The following is an 18,097-nucleotide window of genomic DNA, read 5'->3' as shown; positions in this document are numbered from 1 at the left end:
TGATTTATTTCTTTGCAGCTTTTTCAGTCTTCGCTGCAGTCTCTTCTTTCTTTATAGTTGATTTGTAGCTCTTGTTCAGTCCTGCAATCACATCATCCGTGATGTCATACGACTTGTCTGCGTAGAGCAGGTTTTCTCCTTGCTTACTGAAGATGATGCTGTATTTCTTATCCTTATTATATTGGTCTAGGAAATGGCGGATAGAATCGCGGAGCGCTTCGTTGAACTTTTCCGTTTCTGCCTGGAACTCATTTCCCAGTCGCTGTGAGAGTGCATCAAGGTCGGCTGCCTGTTTCTGCAGGCTGGCTTGGATTCCTTCTGCCTGCTCACGGGTGTAAGCATTCTGCTGCAGTTTCTGCTGGAAGTTGACACCGGCATTCTGCAAAGCCTGCTGTTTCTGTGCCAGTGTGCTCTGGATATTCTGTCCTTTCTTCTCCAGAACCTTCGAATATTCCTTGCAGAAATTATATTGTGTCATGATTGAGTCGATTTCCACATAAGCCAATTTCAACTCTGTCGGTTTTCCGTTCGCCTGCGATTTGTTGTCTGCCTTTGAGTTTGCATTGTCGCATGATGACACGGCAATTGCTGCCACTGCCGTAAGGATCATTGTCCTAAAAAGATTTTTCTTATTCATTTTATTCTGATTTTAATGTTTTACACTTTGCTCTGCCACTCCCTTACTCTTCGTGCGCATCTTGCGGTCTTGCTCCAATACGCAGTCTATACCTCTCTCGCGCATAGCCGGATTGTCGTGAATGTGTTGCGAAGAGAAACTCCCGTTCTTCTTCAGAAGCACTTTCACCAACAATAAAATGAGCGCAATAGCAATTATTAACACGCTTAATAAAAGAGTTTCAAACATTTTTTATTAATTTTGCGCTTGCAAAGATAGTGCAAATCAAGGGAAGAACAAAATAAATTCATTTATTTTTTACTCCAATGAAGAACATCATACATTAATTATTAATTGATAAAACAACCATTTATGAACAAAAATGAATTGACACCTCGTTGCGTCTTCGAGCAATTCGAGCGCATCAATGAGATTCCCCGTCCTTCCAAGCACGAGGAGAAAATGATTGAGTTCCTGAAGGAATTCGGTACGAGTCGCGGACTTGAAACCAAAGTTGACGAAACAGGCAATGTGCTTATCCGCAAGCCGGCTACACCTGGATACGAGAATCGCAAGACGGTCATCTTGCAGAGCCACATGGACATGGTGTGCGAGAAGTTGGTTGACCTCGATTTCGACTTCCAGAAAGATGCCATTCAGACCTATGTTGACGGCGAATGGCTGACAGCCAAGGGCACAACGCTCGGTGCTGACGACGGTATCGGAGTGGCTATCGAACTTGCTATCCTCGACTCTAACGACATCGAGCACGGACCCATCGAGTGTGTATTCACCGTAGATGAGGAAACCGGACTCACCGGAGCTGAAGGGATGAAGGCTGGCTTTATGGGCGGCGACATGCTCATCAACCTCGACTCTGAGGATGAGGGACAGATTTTCGTGAGCTGCGCAGGCGGTATGACGACGGAAGCGAAGTTCCATTTCACGAAAGAGGCTGCACCGGCTGGCTATTTCTTCATCAAGATTTCCCTGAAAGGACTTGTGGGCGGACACTCTGGTGACGACATCAACAAGAAGCGCGCCAATGCCATCAAGGTGCTCACACGCTTCGTTTACAAGGAGATGAGCAAGTTCGACGTGCGCGTGGCTAACTTCAATGCGGGCAAGCTCCACAACGCTATTCCGCGCGATGGTATTGTCGTGTTTGCTGTTCCTGCCGACAAGAAGGAAGAGGTTCGTGCCGACTGGAACGTGTTCATCAGCAATGTGGAAGAGGAATTCCACGTGACGGAAAAGAACATGGACTTCGGAATGGAGAGCGCAGAGGCAGAGAATGTGCTTCCGAAAGACATCTCCACTACCCTCATCCGCACCTTGCAGGCTGTTGACAATGGCATCTTCACCATGTGTCAGGACGAGGCAATCGCATGGCTGGTTGAAACTTCCAACAACGTGGCAAGCGTCGTGACCACCGACGATGAAATCAAGATTGTCTGCAGTCAGCGTTCTAACGTGATGAGCAACCTTGAGAACCAAGCCAATACTATCCGTGCAACGTTCGAACTGGCTGGTGCGGAAATCAAGCAGAAGGATCCATATCCGGCATGGAAGATGAATCCGAACAGCGAGTTGACAAAAACGGTAGTAGAGACTTACAAGAAACTGTTTAATAAAGAGCCGAAGGTGCTGGGCATCCACGCTGGATTGGAGTGTGGTCTCTTCTCCGAGCGCTATCCGAACCTCGACATGGTGTCGTTCGGTCCGACATTGCGCGGCGTGCACTCACCCGACGAGCGTCTGCACATTCCGACCGTGCAGATGGTATGGGATCACTTGCTCGAGATTCTGAAGAACATCCCGCAGCAATAGATGCTTGCACAACAGGCGGATTCCTAATGTTGGAATCCGCCTATATATAATATGTTAATGTACGTGCGCGAGGCTATACCTGTCACATGGGCAGATATAGCCTCGCTTCTTTTATGGGGGCGGTATGATACGACCTTTGCCTCAATACTTGCGCTCGCCGAAAATCGTAGTGCCGACACGGACAATGGTGCTGCGACACTCCACGGCTATCGGATAATCGTGGCTCATGCCCCAGCTGCGTTCGCAGAATTCAGGTGAATCGCCAAAATACTGTTCCTTCACTTCGTCGAAGAAGTCGGCAGCCGCCATCAATTCGGAGCGTATCTGCTCTTCATCGTCCACGTTCGATGCCATCGTCATCAATCCGCAAATCTGCACATGCTGCAACGCTCTCCACGAGCCTTCTTCCAGCAAGTTGCGGCAAGCATCGAGCGAGAGCCCGTATTTCGTATCTTCCTGAGCAACATGAAGTTCGAGAAGCACTTTCACCACCCGGTCGTGCTTCGCTGCTTGGCGGTCAATCTCACGAAGCAGCTTCAGCGAATCCACCGCTTCAATCATCGAGATGTATGATGCGATATATTTCACCTTGTTGGTCTGCAGATGTCCGATGAAGTGCCACTCAATGTCCTGCGGCAGCACAGGCTGTTTCTTCGCCAGTTCCTGCACATGGTTTTCGCCAAAGATGCGTTGCCCGGCATCGTATGCTGCCATAATGTCTTCGCATGGGTGATACTTCCCCACAGCCACCAGCCGCACCCCGTCGGGCAGACTGGCAAGCACTTCGTGCAGATGTCCTTTTATGTCGTGCATGACTTTCCCCTTAGATTATTCTGTCCACTACCCTTCCAAGTCTTCCTTTTTCTGGATTTCCCGATGTTCAAACACATCCATCACTTTCGTCTCGGCTATGCTAACAATCGTCTCGTCTGCCAGCGAGCCGCGCATGTCGTCCTCCACATATTTCACGGCGAGCATGAGCGTCTGTGCCTGCACGAGCGAATATCGGTTCACGCGTGTTTCCTTCTCGGTCTTCTCGTTGATGGAAATAGCCTGTACCTTCACTTTGTACCACTTGTCATCAGTAGCCTTGTCGCTGAAAAGGATTTCCTTGTAAGTAGCTTTTTTGATGTCCTTCACTTCAAAATCGCCGCTGATGTACGACGACATTTCTTCGGTAATGATTGCCTCTGCCTCGGTGAACGTCAGTGCGTCAACCACATACAGCTCGTCGGTAGCCTTCTGCTGTCCGTCGTCCATCGTCTTGTCATAGCGGATTTTTACTTCAAACCAAGTTGCATCTTTTCTTATCATAGTATCTGTTGTTTTTATTTGTTGTGCAAAATTACGCAATTATTCCGAAACTGCAAAAGTGTGGTGTGATTTTAACGATGATACAGAAAATAACTGAAAAAGGGATGGCGCCATGAGAGGAAAAAACGATGTGATTATGCTCACTTCTTTTCTTTTCCTTCCAAAAAGTGTGGCTGTTTCCGATAAAATTATTAGTTTTGCACTAACAGATAAATCGGAATTTAACTAACGGCAAAATGAAGAAGATAAGAATATGTGGCATGGCAATTATTGCCTTGGTGCTTTTGGCTATTACCTTTGTGCCGACATTGTTCCTCAAAAATGGTGACAGGTTGATTTGGCAATTGAGCAATTGGACATGGATTTTCGCTTCGCTGCTGATTGCCATCATTGGCATCTTATCAACAATCCATTATTCGAAAGGAAAACATATCCTGAAGAAAATAATTTCTTGTATAGGTTGTTTCGTATTGATCATGGCATGTTTTATTAGCATGTATATTGCAATGGTCAAGCATGATGAAAAAATATGGAGTAACAAAGAATATGTCATTTATTCGCAATACTACGACTTTTTTGACCCCAACATGTTTGTCCTATACAAAAGAGATGGGCTGATCGACAGGCATATGTACCGTATGAATAACATCGGTTTCGGTGAACTGAGGGAATCCTATTTTTCTATATACAAAGAATTTGACCTGATTAAAGAAGAACTTGATGTGACGGAATTTGAAAGTGACAGCATCTATCACTGTACTGTCTTTTATAGATTAAATGATGGCTATCAATTTGAACAAGAAAAGAACGATTCGCTTTTGGAGGTCATAAGGCATTAAATGTGATTGTGACGAAGAAAAAAAATGAAAATTCCAATTTAGCGAACTAATGGAGTGTCCTTCGGACAGAAATCTTACAAATCTTTACAAATCTAACAAATATGTTTGAAGATGGACTTGATAGCAGAGTATAACAAGAAATATGAATTCTTCCGAGAAATAACAGGAATGGCAATGAAGGTACATAGAAAATACCGTTATGGACTTTTGGAATCAGCTTATGAAGCTGCCTTGAAATATCTTTTGGAACAAAAGGGACATAAGGTTGAACGTCAGGTATGCCTTCCGATTTACTGGGATGATGTGCAACTTGACCAGACTTATAGAATGGACTTAGTGATTGACGGTGACATTATTGTGGAACTGAAAGCCATCGCACATATAGATACGCCCCACCGGCGGCAGCTTTGGAACTATATGAATCTAACGCACTTGCCGTTCGGCATGCTTATCAATTTCAGTCCCGAAGGGCTTTATTCCGAATGGTATCACCGTGACCCAAAGACTGGTATCATTGACAAAGTGAAGTTGCTTTAAGAGGGATTTGTATGATTTGAATAGATTTGTAAGATTTCTCGCGAAGCGATTCTAAAAGATAAATTCCAATTTAAATTTCTGATTAAGAATCTGAGGAAGATTAATTATTGCAGAAAAACAATCTTCTCTTAGACATTTTTCGAGAGGTATTTTAGGTTTCTTTACAAAAATTAACACGCCAGAAGGCTGTATATTTCTGTCGGTGGGCTGTAATGAGGGCGGAAGCATTTTAAGCGCTCCTGCGAAAAGTTTTCTGAAAATCAACGTGTTAGAAAGCGAAAAAGCGGGGTTTATACGGAATATTTGCGCTGTCGGTTTGTGAAAGTTGAACTTTCACGTTGCGAAAGTGCCACTTTCGCATTCCAATAGTTGCCCTTTTGAACGCTAAAAGTGGCACTTTTGGAAGCAATTTTCACCGTTTTTCGATGAAAGATATGCATGTTTCGCATAATTATTCGGAAACTGCCGTATGTTTATACAAAAACTTCCGTCTCGTTTGTAAGCATTTTTCGGGTGAAATCTTTACATTTTAACAATTCGGGGAGGAGCCCCTAAACCCACCCCTACCCCTCCCAAAGGGAGGGATGAAGAATAATAAGATACTCACGCTCGATAATCCCTGCATTATAGCCGTCCCTTATCAAGGGACTCTAAATGTGTTGTTCTCACTTAATCGTATCTTTGACTGACGTCCAAGATAGGCGGCGTCTCGGAGAAATGCAAATATATTTGCTTTTTCTCTCAACTTGCACTATCTTTTCATAAGATACTCACGCTCGACAACAAAAATAAAAACAGGCTTTTATTTTGTGTTGTTCTCACTTAATCGTATCTTTGACTGACGTCCAAGATAGGCGGCGTCTCGGAAAAATGCAAATATATTTGCTTTTTCTCTCAACTTGCACTATCTTTGTCCCCGAAAATGAACCTACCTTTATTTATTGCACGGCATATCTATTCGGATGACAACGGGAAAAGGAAAATCAGCCGCCCCGCTGTCCGCATCGCCATGGCAGGTGTTGCCATCGGACTGGCAGTCATGATTATCTCCGTGGGTGTGGTGGTAGGATTCAAGCATACCGTTCGCGACAAGGTGGTGGGCTTCGGAAGCCATCTCGTCGTGGCTGACTTCATGACGCTTCAGAGCGGAGAGCAATATCCCGTCTGCATGGACGACAGCATGGTGAACGTGCTGCGCAGCATCAAGGGCGTGGAACATGTGCAGCGATATGCCTACAAGCAGGGTATGCTGAAGACCGACAGCGATTTTCTCGGCGTCATGTTCAAAGGCGTGGGACCCGATTTCGACCCGTCGTTCCTCAAAGACAACCTCGTGGAGGGCGAAGTGCCGGTGTTCAGCGACGAAAAGAGTACCAACCAGTTGCTCATTTCCAAGCCTATTGCTGACAAACTCCGGCTGAAGGCGGGTGAGAGAATATTTGCCTACTTCATCGGCGACAATGATGTGCGCACACGGCGGTTCACCATCGCCGGCATCTACGAGACCAACATGAAGCGATTCGATGAGGCGCTCTGCTTCACCGATATCTATACGACCGTGCGACTGAACAGTTGGGAGAAAGACCAAGCCACCGGAGCGGAGATGACCATCAGCGACTTTGAGCGGCTCGACGAGATGGGAACGGCAGTAGCCGCACAGGTGAACCGCACCATTGACAAGTACGGGGAAACCTATTCGTCGACGACCGTCAAGCAAGCGAATCCGCAAATCTTTGCCTGGCTCGACCTGCTCGATCTCAACGTGTGGATTATTCTCGCACTGATGACTGCCGTTGCCGGTGTGACGATGATTTCCGGGCTGCTCATCATCATTCTCGAGCGTACCCAGATGATTGGCACGATGAAGGCGCTCGGTGCGAAAAACAGCACCATCCGCCACACCTTTCTGTGGTTTGCCGTATTCATCATCGGCAAGGGAATGCTTATCGGCAACCTGCTGGGCATCGGACTGTGTTTGCTGCAGCAATTCACGGGACTCGTCAAGCTCGACCCTTCAAGCTATTACGTCAGCACCGTGCCCATCGAACTGAATCCGCTTTGGATTCTCCTGCTCAACGCAGCAACGCTGCTCGTGAGCATCTTTATCCTCATCGCGCCCAGCTATCTCATATCGCACATCCATCCCGCACGCTCCATCCGGTATGAATAAACTGGATTTTTGATTTTTTAACACGCCTGTATGCTGTATGTGAGGAAAAATACCTACATTTGCACGCTTATTTTTGAGAGTAATCATTATAAACTAGATAAACTTATGAGAAAACTTCTACTTGCAGTGAGTGTTGCCTTGCTGTCGGCATTGACCGCAACGGCACAAACAACATCATGGGATGATGGCAATTTCACATTTACCAATTCAGCGGGGTCACCAATTGTGAGCGTCAGAGCATCTTCAACTGGCATCAGTGGAGACATTGTGATTCCCTCTCAAGTCAGTCACGGAGGGAACACCTATTCTGTCGCGGAAATAGAAATGCAGGGATTTGCAGAATGCAGGGACATCACTTCCGTAAAAATACCCAGCTCTGTTACCGACATCTATGGGGGGGCTTTTTATGATTGCCAGGGTCTTGTCAGTGCAGATTTGTCAGAATGCAGTATTACAGAGGTGCTAGGTGAAATGTTTATGAATTGTTACAGACTGACTTCTGTCTCTTTACCCGAAACGGTGACGACTATTCAGATGAACGCTTTTGAAAGTTGCGGCATCACGTCTTTAGATTTTCTCCCCGTCAATGTTACAAACATTTCAGATGAAGCATTTGCTAATTGCAAGATTGGCTATATCAAGGTAGCCAACTGGACAACGATTGGCTACAATGCCTTTGCGGGACAGAGAAGCGAACTTACCGTTGATTTCAGCGATTTCCAAGACGTGCCGGATTTTGTGCAAGACCTTTGGGAATCTCCCTTTAGCTCCAGCCCCCATACAGACAGCGAGGGGCAGAGTCGGTTGGGATGCCTGCGCGTTATTGTTCCGGTAGGTTGTGTCTCCAAGTACCTTTCCAACCTGGCAATGGGGACGATTCCTTATCACAACTATCGCGTGAAATTCAAGCTCGGCACCCATTCGGGTGACACACCGGCTGCGGTGGATTACACCTTATATAATATAACACCACAGCAGCGGCTCATTGCCACCAGTTCGTGGAAGAATGACTATCTTTGTTTCCGTCCTGAAGTAATCATTGATGAAGCAACCGTGAGTTATCCTGTACCTCTTGTATCGGCGAAGCCCACTGTTTTCGAAGATGAAGGAAGCACGTCTGCCTCAGCGAAAAGCAAGCGGATTGTCAATATCTCTCCAAGTGCAGCTCCTCCAGGCGAATTTGAAGAGGAGGCATCATACGTATATAGCAACACGGTAGATGTCTGGGACGAGACTTCCCATGCAGCCACGCCCATTCTTGTGTCAAGCAAAGAAGAGGAAGTGCGAGGTGTGATGGGAGATGAAGTGGCGATAGAAAACCCGAACGCGTTCTTCACCGGCTACAGCTTCAGCGGAACCGATCCTGCCAACTATCCGCAGTCGCTCATGCCCTACTCCATCCACTCGTTCCACGCCAATGCAGGAAGTTCTGAAGTGGAACAGATCGGACGACGCCCTGTCGGTGACGGCATCGTGCCGTGTAACACGGGCATCATTATCGATTTCCCGAAACCGGCAACCTATCTCGTTCCGCCAGCCCTCTATGTAGGAGACGAAGGACCGATTATCGCAAGATACAACATGAGTTTGTCTGAAACAGAATTCGAGAATGTACTAACCAATAAGACGTGGGAACGGGTCGAGAATGCAGCAGCTGTTTACGGTGGCGATTGGAATGTCTATTATTGGGCAGACTTGCGCCATCCCGTATCAACAAATCCCCTCAAGTTCAAATTCTATGAGTGGGGAGACGGAGTACGGGTCGATCATATTCGTGACAGCATCAATAATCATCAATATCTCTCTTGCAAGGAATTGACATGGGAAGATTTAAAGAATGATAATATAACTTGGTACGCCTCTGAAGAGTACTGGCCCGATGTAGATCAGCTTTATCAAGACCAAGCTACCATCTCCGCGCATTTCAATGCAAACCACAATTCGGCAACCGACCACAACGTGATTATCGGAACGCCCGACCGCTATCCGCTGTTCCCTTATTGGGCAGCCAGCCCGTATCCTTCTGATGCGGCGCACGATGACCCGAATCATCCGGATGTGTCAGAGCGCTTCAGCGGTGACACGAGCGACCCGCTCAATTTCAAGTACGCAGAATATGGTCGCATGGGTACGGGATATACCGCAAGCAGCAATGGCAATTACGGACGGTTTTTCAATTTTGCCACTCAGAAAGATATTAACGGAAACGATGCTACCCTGGACAGCGATATAGAATACATCAACTTTGGTGTTTCGAAAGGTTATTTCGTTCAAGTGAAATCAGAGCCGGCGCTGGACGGCAGCCAATCAAAATGGACGCAGCCCAACCGCGCCTATTTCTCTATTAGTCGCTTCCACATGCCTCACCTCTTTGATAACACATCAGACGGTAAACTTGCTATCTTCATAGAAGGCACAGACAGCGAACCGACAGGCATCAGAACTATTGACGAAGTGACTCCGGCGACACATGCTGACGCATGGTACACGTTGCAAGGTGTCAGACTGGCAAAGAAGCCAACGACCAACGGTATCTATATACACAACGGAAAGAAAATAGTCATCAAATAATCACGCAAAAACTATGGACAAGAAATCATATATCAAACCAGAATCGGAGGTCATCAACATGGAAGACCTCATGGAGGGTAACGGTCCCGTGAAGAACTCCGGCACGGGATACAAATTCAATAACGACCCAGCTGATGCCGACGACCTTGAAGGAAAAGGTGTTTCTTGGGATGATGACGATGAGACGGGAGTATGGAACTACACACTCCCAAGATGGAAGAACAAAGGATGGGACAATTTTGATAAGTAAATAACCATCATGTCAGACAAAGAACCTCTTCATCGCGAGATGAGGAGGTTTTTTCTTTCTCTTTTAGCCAATATTGACAAAAAATACATTTATATTAAAAATATTGCACAGAAAATTTGGTTTTGTGCAAATAAGAGTGTATCTTTGCACAAACTTTTGAACTTTGTGCAATGCAAAACACGCAGAGCTTTAATGCTTATATACAAAAAAGCATCATAGACAATTGGGATCATGATGCGCTGACCGATTATAAAGGAGTCACGTTACAGTATAAAGACGTGGCGCGTAAGATTGAGAAACTGCATATTCTTTTTGAGAAAAGCGGTGTGGAGAAAGGCGACAAGATTGCCATGTGCGGAAGAAACAGTGCCCACTGGGCTGTTTCGTTCCTTGCCACGCTGACTTATGGTGCCGTAGCAGTGCCTATTCTCCATGAATTCAATGCAGAGCAGATTCATAACATCGTCAATCACAGTGATGCGAAGTTGCTGTTTGTGGGCGATGTTGTCGCTACGACAATCGTGCCCGACGAGATGCCTGCCCTTGAGGGTATCGTCTATAACCCCGATTTCTCGCTGCTTGTCTCCCGCTCCGAGCAACTCTCTTATGCCCGGGAGCATCTGAACGAACTCTTCGGAAGGAAATATCCTAAGATGTTTTCGAAGGAGGATGTGAGTTATCATAAGGACGAGGCGGAAGAGTTGGCACTGATTAACTATACCAGCGGAACGACAGGATTCTCGAAAGGTGTGATGCTTCCTTACAGGGCACTGTGGGGAAATACCGAATTCTGTCTGAACAGATTAGGACAGCATCTGCCGAAAGGCTGCAACACGCTGAGCATTCTGCCGATGGCACACATGTACGGAATGGCAATCGAGTTTCTGTTCCCATTCTGCTTCGGAAGCCATCTGTTCTTCCTGACACGTCTCCCCTCACCTGCTATCATTGCGCAGGCGTTTGATGATGTCAAGCCAGCAATCGTTATCTCAGTGCCGCTGATTATCGAAAAGATTATCCGCAAGAAAGTGTTCCCGAGGATTCAGACCAATGCCGTGCGCTTGATGCTGAACATGCCGGTGGTAAACAAAAAAGTGAAGCAGAAAATCTGTGAACAGGTTATCAAGGCGTTTGGCGGCAACATGTACGAGGTGATTGTCGGTGGTGCCGCGCTGAACAAGGAAGTGGAGCATTTCCTGAAGAGCATTGATTTTCCTCTGACCGTCGGTTATGGCGCAACGGAATGTGCACCGCTTATATCCTACAGCGACTATAAAGACTTCCATGTGGGCAGTTGCGGAACGCCCGTTGACCGCATGGAAGTGCGGATATTGAGCAATGATCCGGAGAATGTGCCTGGCGAGATTATTACAAGAGGTGCGAATGTGATGCTGGGATATTACAAGAACGAGGAAGCGACGCAACAGGCACTCGACGAAGAGGGCTGGTATCATACGGGAGACTTGGGAACAATGGCTGCCGACGGACACATATTCATACGTGGACGCATCAAGAACATGCTGCTCGGCTCCAACGGACAGAACGTATATCCCGAAGAAATCGAAGACAAGCTCAATTCGATGGCAATGGTCATGGAAAGCGTCATCATACAGCGGGGCGACAAACTCATCGCATTGGTTCATCCCGATTTCGACGAAGCCAGTGCAATGGGATTCTCCAACGACGACCTGAAGAATATCATGGAACAGAACAGGCAAACGCTGAACAGCAAACTGCCCGCATACTGCAAGTTGAGTTCAATAGAACTTCATGCTACCGAATTTGAAAAGACGCCCAAAAAGAGCATCAAGCGTTACCTATACCAAAACTAACAGGCAAAAAAAACAATGAACATGGAACAAATACCTTGCTTCAACTCGATCATAGAACAGAGCATCATCAGCAACTGGGACAGAGACGCACTGACCGATTACAAAGGGGCAACCCTGCAGTTTCACGACGTGGCACGCAAGATAGAGAAACTGCATATCCTGTTTGAGAACAGCGGTGTCGAGCGTGGCGACAAGATAGCACTCTGCGGACGGAACAGTTCACAATGGGCGGTAGCGTTCCTCGCCACACTGACTTACGGAGCAGTTGCCGTGCCCATCCTACACGAATTCACGCCAGACCAAGTGCATAACATCGTCAACCACAGCGATGCCAAACTGCTTTTCGTGGGCGATGTCGTTGCGACAGTTGTTGACCCGACCAAAATGCCGGGACTCGAAGGCATCATCAACAATCCCGACTACTCGCTGCTACTCTCCCGCTCCGACAAACTAACCTATGCGAGAGAACACCTCAATGAGATGTTCGGCAAGAAATTTCCTAAATATTTTAGAAAGGAACACGTACATTATTATAAAGAAGAGTCGCCCGATGAGATGGCGATGATTAACTATACCAGTGGAACGACAGGCTTTTCGAAAGGAGTGATGATTCCTTATCGCGCCCTTTGGAGCAATTACGATTTTGCGGAGCATGTGTTGGGCGACAAGATTAAATGTGGCGATAACGTGCTGAGCATCCTTCCGATGGCACACATGTACGGAATGGCGTTCGAGTTTATCTTCGAATTCCTGCACGGATGCCATGTGTTCTATCTCAACCGCATCCCCTCGCCAGCCATCATCGCACAGGCATTTGCCGAAGTGCGCCCGGCAATCATCATTGCCGTACCGCTTGTGATTGAGAAAATCATTCGAAAGAAAGTTTTCCCGAAGATTCAGAACAATCGTATGCGCCTGTTGCTCGGAATGCCTGTCGTCAACAAGAAAGTCAACCAGAAAATCTGTGACCAGGTGGTTGCAGCTTTTGGCGGCAACTTCCACGAAGTCATCATTGGCGGCGCGGCATTCAATCAAGAGGTGGAACAGTTCATGCACCGCATAGAATTCCCCTACACTGTGGGCTATGGTGCTACGGAATGTGCACCGATTATTTGCTATAGCGGATGGAAAGACTTTGTTCCCGGCTCATGTGGGCGGGCAGCCTTGCACATGGAGGTGAAGATTGTGAGCCCTGATCCGAAGAACATTCCCGGAGAAATCCTTGCGAGAGGACTCAACGTGATGCTCGGTTATTACAAAAACGAAGAAGCAACGCGTGAGGCTCTTGACAGTGAAGGATGGTATCACACGGGAGATTTGGGAACGATGGATGCCAATGGAAACGTCTTTATAAAGGGACGTTCAAAGAATATGCTGTTGGGCGCCAACGGACAGAATATTTACCCGGAAGAGATTGAAGACAAACTCAACTCCATGACAATGGTTGCGGAAAGCGTGGTCATACAGGAAGGTGAAAAGCTGGTAGGACTGGTGCATCCCGACTATGACGAGGCAAAGAACCTGGGACTGAACGATGAAGACCTGCAGAACATCATGGAGCAGAACCGGCAGGAGCTTAACGAAGTGTTGCCGTCTTACAGCAAACTTTCAGCCATCCGCCTGCGCCAAGAAGAGTTCGAAAAGACACCGAAGAAGAGCATCAAGCGCTTCCTCTATCAGAAAGCAAGCCTTTTCTAAGAGCTATAAGAAACACAAATGAAAAGTCCGTACAGACCTTGGATAGGTTTGTACGGACTTTTTTCGTGTCTGCATACTTCTTACTCCGGAGCCTTGCTTGCCCTGACGCGGCTGAGTGTCTCGGGAGTCATCTGCAGATAGCTGGCAATATAAATCAGCGGTGCACGCAAGACGACCTGCGGCATCAGCCGGCACATTTTCATATATCGGTCGTAGGCAGTCTCGAAACGCACAAGGTCGGCATGTACCTGGGAGAGAATCAGCGACTCCTCCAATATCTTACGATATAGAATCTGGATGTTCACATTGTGCAGGGCTACCTCTTCCAAACGCTTTTTAGGAAGTGCATAGATAACCGTCGGTTCCAAAGCCTCAATCTGCAGGTAGGTTGGTTCCTCGCGGAAAAGACTTTCGATACACATCACGATGGAATTGTCGATGCCGATATGTTCGGTCAACTCCTTATCCGCCTTATAATAAAATTGCCGTACAAGTCCTCTGTCAATGTGATAGATGTGCTTGCACACCTCACCTTCACGGAGAATCATCTCGCCTTTTGCAAATTTCATGGGCACGAGAATCTGCTCGAGAATGTCGAGTTCTTCATGCGTCATCGTACTGTACTTACGTGCCAGTTCGCGCGCAACATCCCGTGTATTTCTTGGCAATCTTCTCATGGTTCCCACAAAAGACTCTTGTTTTAGTCGAGTTTCAGAACGGCGAGGAAGGCTTTTTGCGGCACTTCCACATTACCAATCTGCTTCATGCGCTTCTTTCCCCGTTTCTGTTTCTCAAGTAGTTTGCGCTTACGAGACACGTCACCGCCATAACACTTCGCCGTGACGTCCTTTCTCACCTGCTTGACCGTTTCACGCGCAATAATCTTTGCACCGATGGCAGCCTGTATCGCAATATCAAACTGCTGGCGCGGAATCAGTTCCTTCAGTTTCTCACACATCCGTCTGCCGAAAGCGACGGCATTGTCGTGGTGCGTCAGCGTTGACAGTGCATCGACGGGCTCGCCGTTGAGCAGAATGTCGAGTTTGGCAAGATGCGACGGACGGAATCCCGATATATGGTAGTCAAATGATGCGTAGCCCTTTGATATGGATTTCAGTTTATCGTAGAAATCAATCACAATCTCGCCCAGCGGCAGATAGAAATGCAATTCTACCCGATTGCCGCTTACATATTCTTGCTTGATGAGTTCCCCGCGTTTATCCAGACACAGTTTCATGATAGGTCCGATATAGTTGGCATCGGAGATGACGGTCGCTTTGATGTAGGGCTCTTCGATATGGTCGATGAGTGTCTGGTCGGGAAGTCCGGAAGGATTGTGCACTTCCTTTACCCCACCCTGCTTGTCATAAACCATATATGACACGTTAGGAACCGTCGTAATCACATCCATGTCGAATTCGCGGTCGAGCCGTTCCTGGATAATCTCCATGTGCAGCAATCCGAGGAATCCGCAGCGGAAACCGAAGCCTAATGCCACGGACGATTCGGGCATGAATGAGAGCGATGCATCGTTGAGCTGCAGTTTTTCGAGTGAAGCCCGCAGGTTTTCGTAGTCAGTAGGGTCTATCGGATACACACCTGCAAAGACCATTGGCTTCACTTCCTGGAATCCCTCAATAGCTTTTTCGCAAGGGCGTGCCACATGGGTGATGGTGTCACCGACCTGTACTTCCTTTGCGTTTTTTATACCACTGATGATATACCCCACTTCGCCTGCTGACATCTCTTTGCGGGGAATCATATCCATCTTCAGAACTCCCACTTCGTCAGCATCGTATTCCATTCCCGTGTTGAAGAATTTCACCTTGTCACCTTTCCTGATGACGCCGTTTTCTATTTTGAAATAGGCGATGATGCCCCGAAACGAGTTGAACACCGAGTCGAATATCAGCGCCTGCAGGGGCGCTTCTGCGTTTCCATCTGGATGCGGCACGCGTTCGACCACAGCGTTAAGGATGTCTTCCACTCCTTCGCCAGTCTTGCCCGAAGCACGGATAATCTCGGAGCGGTCGCAACCTATCAGGTCAATGATTTCATCCTCTACCTCATCGGGCATGGCGCTTGGCATGTCTATCTTGTTGATGACGGGGATGATTTCCAAATCCTGGTCGATTGCCATGTAGAGGTTGGAGATGGTCTGCGCCTGAACGCCCTGTGTGGCATCGACCACCAGCAATGCTCCCTCACACGCAGCAATGCTTCGCGACACTTCGTAGGAAAAATCCACATGTCCCGGAGTGTCAATCAGATTCAGAATATAGGGCTCTGTCTTCCCGTCTTTTGTATAGGCATATTCCATCTGAATGGCATGGCTCTTGATGGTGATGCCACGCTCTTTCTCCAGATCCATGTCGTCGAGCATCTGTCCCTCGGTAATCTGAATCGTGTTGGTGTACTCCAGCAAGCGGTCAGCCAGGGTCGATTTGCCATGGTCAATATGCGCAATGATACAGAAATTCCTTATGTTATTCATGAGTAACTCTTGTTTTCAACACGCAAAGATAAGAATTTTTTCCGAGAATACACACCGTTGGGCGGAAATTTAGAGCAAACGGCTGTGTCTTGTGTGGCGAAAAATAAAAATAAGCCTAAATTTTAATGCTTTTCCTGCTTTATGTTAAAAATAATATGTACCTTCGCAGGCGAATTGAATCGTATATAATCATATTAAAATTGTATAACACTCAAATCACTATGAAAAGAGACAACCAGATTTTTGAACTGATTGAAAAAGAGCATCAGCGCCAGTTGAAAGGCATTGAGCTGATTGCCAGTGAGAATTTTGTAAGCGATCAGGTAATGGAAGCTATGGGTTCCTACCTGACCAATAAGTATGCTGAGGGCTATCCTGGCAAGCGTTATTATGGCGGTTGTCAAGTAGTTGACCAGGTTGAGCAACTCGCTATCGACCGCGTTTGTGAGTTGTTTGGTGCTGAGTATGCTAACGTTCAGCCACACTCCGGCGCACAAGCCAATGCGGCTGTTCTCCTCGCCGTACTGAAGCCCGGCGATACGTTCATGGGTATGAACCTCGACCACGGCGGTCACCTCTCACACGGTTCGCACGTGAACACCAGCGGTATCCTCTACAAGCCCGTGGGTTACAATCTGAAAAAGGAAACAGGACGCGTGGACTATGACGAGATGGAGCAGCTTGCCATCGAGCACAAGCCCAAACTGATTATTGGTGGTGGCTCGGCATACAGCCGCGAATGGGATTACAAACGCATGCGCGAAATAGCCGACAAGGTGGGAGCATTGCTCATGATTGACATGGCTCACCCTGCCGGACTCATTGCTGCCGGACTGTTGGAAAACCCCGTTAAATATGCACACATCGTGACATCTACGACTCATAAGACTTTGCGTGGACCACGCGGAGGTATCATCCTGATGGGCAAAGACTTTGAGAACCCATGGGGACTGACCACTCCGAAGGGACAGGTGAAGATGATGAGCCAGATACTCAATTCTGCCGTATTCCCAGGTCAGCAAGGCGGACCGCTGGAGCATGTTATCGCTGCAAAGGCAGTTGCTTTCGGCGAGGCACTGCAGCCTGAGTTCAAGGAATGGGCTAAACAGGTGCAGAAGAATGCGCAGGTATTGGCAGAGGAACTCGTAAAGCGCGGATTCGGTATCGTCAGCGGTGGTACAGACAACCACTCCATGCTGGTTGACCTCCGTTCGAAATATCCCGAACTGACTGGTAAGGTGGCTGAGAATGCACTCGTTGCTGCCGACATCACGGTCAACAAAAACATGGTTCCGTTCGATACGCGCTCTGCATTCCAGACCAGCGGTATTCGTCTCGGTACTCCTGCCATCACCACTCGTGGCGTGAAGGAAGACATGATGCCAGTCATTGCCGACCTCATTGAGGAAGTGCTCAACGCTCCTGAGAATGAAGAGGTAATTGCAAGCGTTCGCGCACGTGTCAATGAGATGATGAAAGACTATCCCCTGTTCGCTTATTAAGAAATAGGAGGTCAAAAAAAGAAAAGCCGGATTTGCTGTTGCGAATCCGGCTTTTTTGTGTTATATGGAATGTGAATCCGGCGAAAATAATCACCCAAACACACCCTGTATAAACATACGGAAAAGGTAGTATAAATATGCAGTTGAACTTTCACTTTCCAAAAGTTGAACTTTTGCACGCTGAAAGTTGAACTTTTGCGTCCTCAAAGTTGAACTTTTGCAAGCTAAAAGTTCAACTTTTGGAAAGCTCTACTTAATGTATTGAAATTCAGGAGTTTACAAAACGCGCCTTAATACCCTACCCTCTGCATAAATATACAAAAGCTGCAAGTCGCTGAACGAGTGAGATGAGAGATGTCGCATCAAACTTTCACCTATTCTTATCTTATATGAACCTACGTTATATAGGAATTTCTGCTTAAATGTCGAAAAAAAATTGTATCT

Annotated in this window: 15 protein-coding genes; 9 read left to right on the top strand and 6 right to left on the bottom strand. The window is 47.2% G+C overall.

From position 1 onward, the window contains the following. Positions 1-4 precede the first annotated feature (4 nt). Together GRF55_RS05835 and GRF55_RS05830 are read right to left on the bottom strand one after the other, a co-directional pair. Complete coding sequence (locus GRF55_RS05835) at positions 5-637, bottom strand: OmpH family outer membrane protein (protein ID WP_220367528.1); 633 nt, start codon at positions 635-637, stop codon at positions 5-7. A 12-nt stretch (positions 638-649) separates the two neighbouring features. Next, positions 650-865, bottom strand: coding sequence for a hypothetical protein (locus GRF55_RS05830; RefSeq protein ID WP_220367527.1), 216 nt, complete (start codon positions 863-865; stop codon positions 650-652). A 123-nt stretch (positions 866-988) separates the two neighbouring features. On the opposite strand from GRF55_RS05830, the gene GRF55_RS05825 reads away from it, so the two are divergent. Then, a complete protein-coding gene (locus tag GRF55_RS05825; protein ID WP_220367526.1) occupies positions 989-2,446 on the top strand; it encodes an aminoacyl-histidine dipeptidase in 1,458 nt (485 codons plus the stop codon). 141 nt (positions 2,447-2,587) lie between these two features. Here GRF55_RS05825 and GRF55_RS05820 read toward each other — a convergent pair whose 3' ends face one another. Both GRF55_RS05820 and GRF55_RS05815 read right to left on the bottom strand, forming a co-directional pair. After that, positions 2,588-3,259, bottom strand: coding sequence for a YggS family pyridoxal phosphate-dependent enzyme (locus GRF55_RS05820; RefSeq protein WP_220367525.1), 672 nt, complete (start codon positions 3,257-3,259; stop codon positions 2,588-2,590). Between the two features lie 27 nt (positions 3,260-3,286). After that, positions 3,287-3,760, bottom strand: a complete 474-nt coding sequence (locus GRF55_RS05815) for a DUF4494 domain-containing protein (RefSeq protein ID WP_220367524.1) — start codon at positions 3,758-3,760, stop codon at positions 3,287-3,289. 236 nt (positions 3,761-3,996) lie between these two features. On the opposite strand from GRF55_RS05815, the gene GRF55_RS05810 reads away from it, so the two are divergent. The 7 genes from GRF55_RS05810 (at position 3,997) to GRF55_RS05780 (ending at position 13,657) form a co-directional block, all read left to right on the top strand. Next, the gene (locus GRF55_RS05810) at positions 3,997-4,599 is read left to right on the top strand and encodes a hypothetical protein (protein WP_220367523.1); all 603 of its coding nucleotides are present in this window, start codon (positions 3,997-3,999) and stop codon (positions 4,597-4,599) included. Positions 4,600-4,710: 111 nt separating this feature from the next. Next, a complete protein-coding gene (locus tag GRF55_RS05805) occupies positions 4,711-5,136 on the top strand; it encodes a GxxExxY protein (RefSeq protein ID WP_220367522.1) in 426 nt (141 codons plus the stop codon). Between the two features lie 922 nt (positions 5,137-6,058). Continuing rightward, a complete protein-coding gene (locus tag GRF55_RS05800; protein ID WP_220367521.1) occupies positions 6,059-7,306 on the top strand; it encodes an FtsX-like permease family protein in 1,248 nt (415 codons plus the stop codon). Positions 7,307-7,411: 105 nt separating this feature from the next. Then, positions 7,412-9,877, top strand: coding sequence for a leucine-rich repeat domain-containing protein (locus GRF55_RS05795; protein ID WP_220367520.1), 2,466 nt, complete (start codon positions 7,412-7,414; stop codon positions 9,875-9,877). 13 nt (positions 9,878-9,890) lie between these two features. Then, positions 9,891-10,127 (top strand): hypothetical protein, encoded by a 237-nt coding sequence (locus tag GRF55_RS05790; RefSeq protein WP_220367519.1) that lies wholly within the window; start codon positions 9,891-9,893, stop codon positions 10,125-10,127. A 170-nt stretch (positions 10,128-10,297) separates the two neighbouring features. Next, positions 10,298-11,959 (top strand): AMP-binding protein, encoded by a 1,662-nt coding sequence (locus GRF55_RS05785; RefSeq protein WP_220367518.1) that lies wholly within the window; start codon positions 10,298-10,300, stop codon positions 11,957-11,959. Between the two features lie 21 nt (positions 11,960-11,980). Beyond that, positions 11,981-13,657: an AMP-binding protein gene (locus tag GRF55_RS05780; RefSeq protein WP_220369638.1), complete on the top strand. Its 1,677-nt coding sequence runs from the start codon at positions 11,981-11,983 to the stop codon at positions 13,655-13,657. Between the two features lie 80 nt (positions 13,658-13,737). Here GRF55_RS05780 and GRF55_RS05775 read toward each other — a convergent pair whose 3' ends face one another. Together GRF55_RS05775 and lepA are read right to left on the bottom strand one after the other, a co-directional pair. Beyond that, the gene (locus GRF55_RS05775) at positions 13,738-14,334 is read right to left on the bottom strand and encodes a Crp/Fnr family transcriptional regulator (RefSeq protein ID WP_220367517.1); all 597 of its coding nucleotides are present in this window, start codon (positions 14,332-14,334) and stop codon (positions 13,738-13,740) included. Between the two features lie 23 nt (positions 14,335-14,357). Continuing rightward, a complete protein-coding gene (gene lepA, locus GRF55_RS05770) occupies positions 14,358-16,151 on the bottom strand; it encodes a translation elongation factor 4 (protein WP_220367516.1) in 1,794 nt (597 codons plus the stop codon). 221 nt (positions 16,152-16,372) lie between these two features. Here lepA and glyA point away from each other — a divergent pair, with 221 nt between their 5' ends. Further along, on the top strand, positions 16,373-17,653 hold the full coding sequence (gene glyA, locus GRF55_RS05765; protein ID WP_220367515.1) for a serine hydroxymethyltransferase: 1,281 nt from the start codon (positions 16,373-16,375) through the stop codon (positions 17,651-17,653). Positions 17,654-18,097 lie beyond the last annotated feature (444 nt).

The sequence above is a fragment of the Prevotella sp. Rep29 genome (genome assembly GCF_019551475.1).
Taxonomy (GTDB): domain Bacteria; phylum Bacteroidota; class Bacteroidia; order Bacteroidales; family Bacteroidaceae; genus Prevotella.
This window is presented reverse-complemented; position numbering and strand designations above follow the sequence as displayed.

Bases quoted from the DNA above. Each gene is read 5' to 3' on its own strand.
- GRF55_RS05805 (WP_220367522.1), top strand. From the start codon at position 4,711: ATGGACTTGATAGCAGAGTATAACAAGAAATATGAATTCTTCCGAGAA.
- lepA (WP_220367516.1), bottom strand. From the start codon at position 16,151: ATGAATAACATAAGGAATTTCTGTATCATTGCGCATATTGACCATGGC.
- GRF55_RS05830 (WP_220367527.1), bottom strand. From the start codon at position 865: ATGTTTGAAACTCTTTTATTAAGCGTGTTAATAATTGCTATTGCGCTC.
- GRF55_RS05810 (WP_220367523.1), top strand. From the start codon at position 3,997: ATGAAGAAGATAAGAATATGTGGCATGGCAATTATTGCCTTGGTGCTT.
- glyA (WP_220367515.1), top strand. From the start codon at position 16,373: ATGAAAAGAGACAACCAGATTTTTGAACTGATTGAAAAAGAGCATCAG.
- GRF55_RS05790 (WP_220367519.1), top strand. From the start codon at position 9,891: ATGGACAAGAAATCATATATCAAACCAGAATCGGAGGTCATCAACATG.
- GRF55_RS05775 (WP_220367517.1), bottom strand. From the start codon at position 14,334: ATGAGAAGATTGCCAAGAAATACACGGGATGTTGCGCGCGAACTGGCA.
- GRF55_RS05835 (WP_220367528.1), bottom strand. From the start codon at position 637: ATGAATAAGAAAAATCTTTTTAGGACAATGATCCTTACGGCAGTGGCA.
- GRF55_RS05780 (WP_220369638.1), top strand. From the start codon at position 11,981: ATGGAACAAATACCTTGCTTCAACTCGATCATAGAACAGAGCATCATC.
- GRF55_RS05825 (WP_220367526.1), top strand. From the start codon at position 989: ATGAACAAAAATGAATTGACACCTCGTTGCGTCTTCGAGCAATTCGAG.
- GRF55_RS05785 (WP_220367518.1), top strand. From the start codon at position 10,298: ATGCAAAACACGCAGAGCTTTAATGCTTATATACAAAAAAGCATCATA.
- GRF55_RS05815 (WP_220367524.1), bottom strand. From the start codon at position 3,760: ATGATAAGAAAAGATGCAACTTGGTTTGAAGTAAAAATCCGCTATGAC.
- GRF55_RS05800 (WP_220367521.1), top strand. From the start codon at position 6,059: ATGAACCTACCTTTATTTATTGCACGGCATATCTATTCGGATGACAAC.
- GRF55_RS05820 (WP_220367525.1), bottom strand. From the start codon at position 3,259: ATGCACGACATAAAAGGACATCTGCACGAAGTGCTTGCCAGTCTGCCC.
- GRF55_RS05795 (WP_220367520.1), top strand. From the start codon at position 7,412: ATGAGAAAACTTCTACTTGCAGTGAGTGTTGCCTTGCTGTCGGCATTG.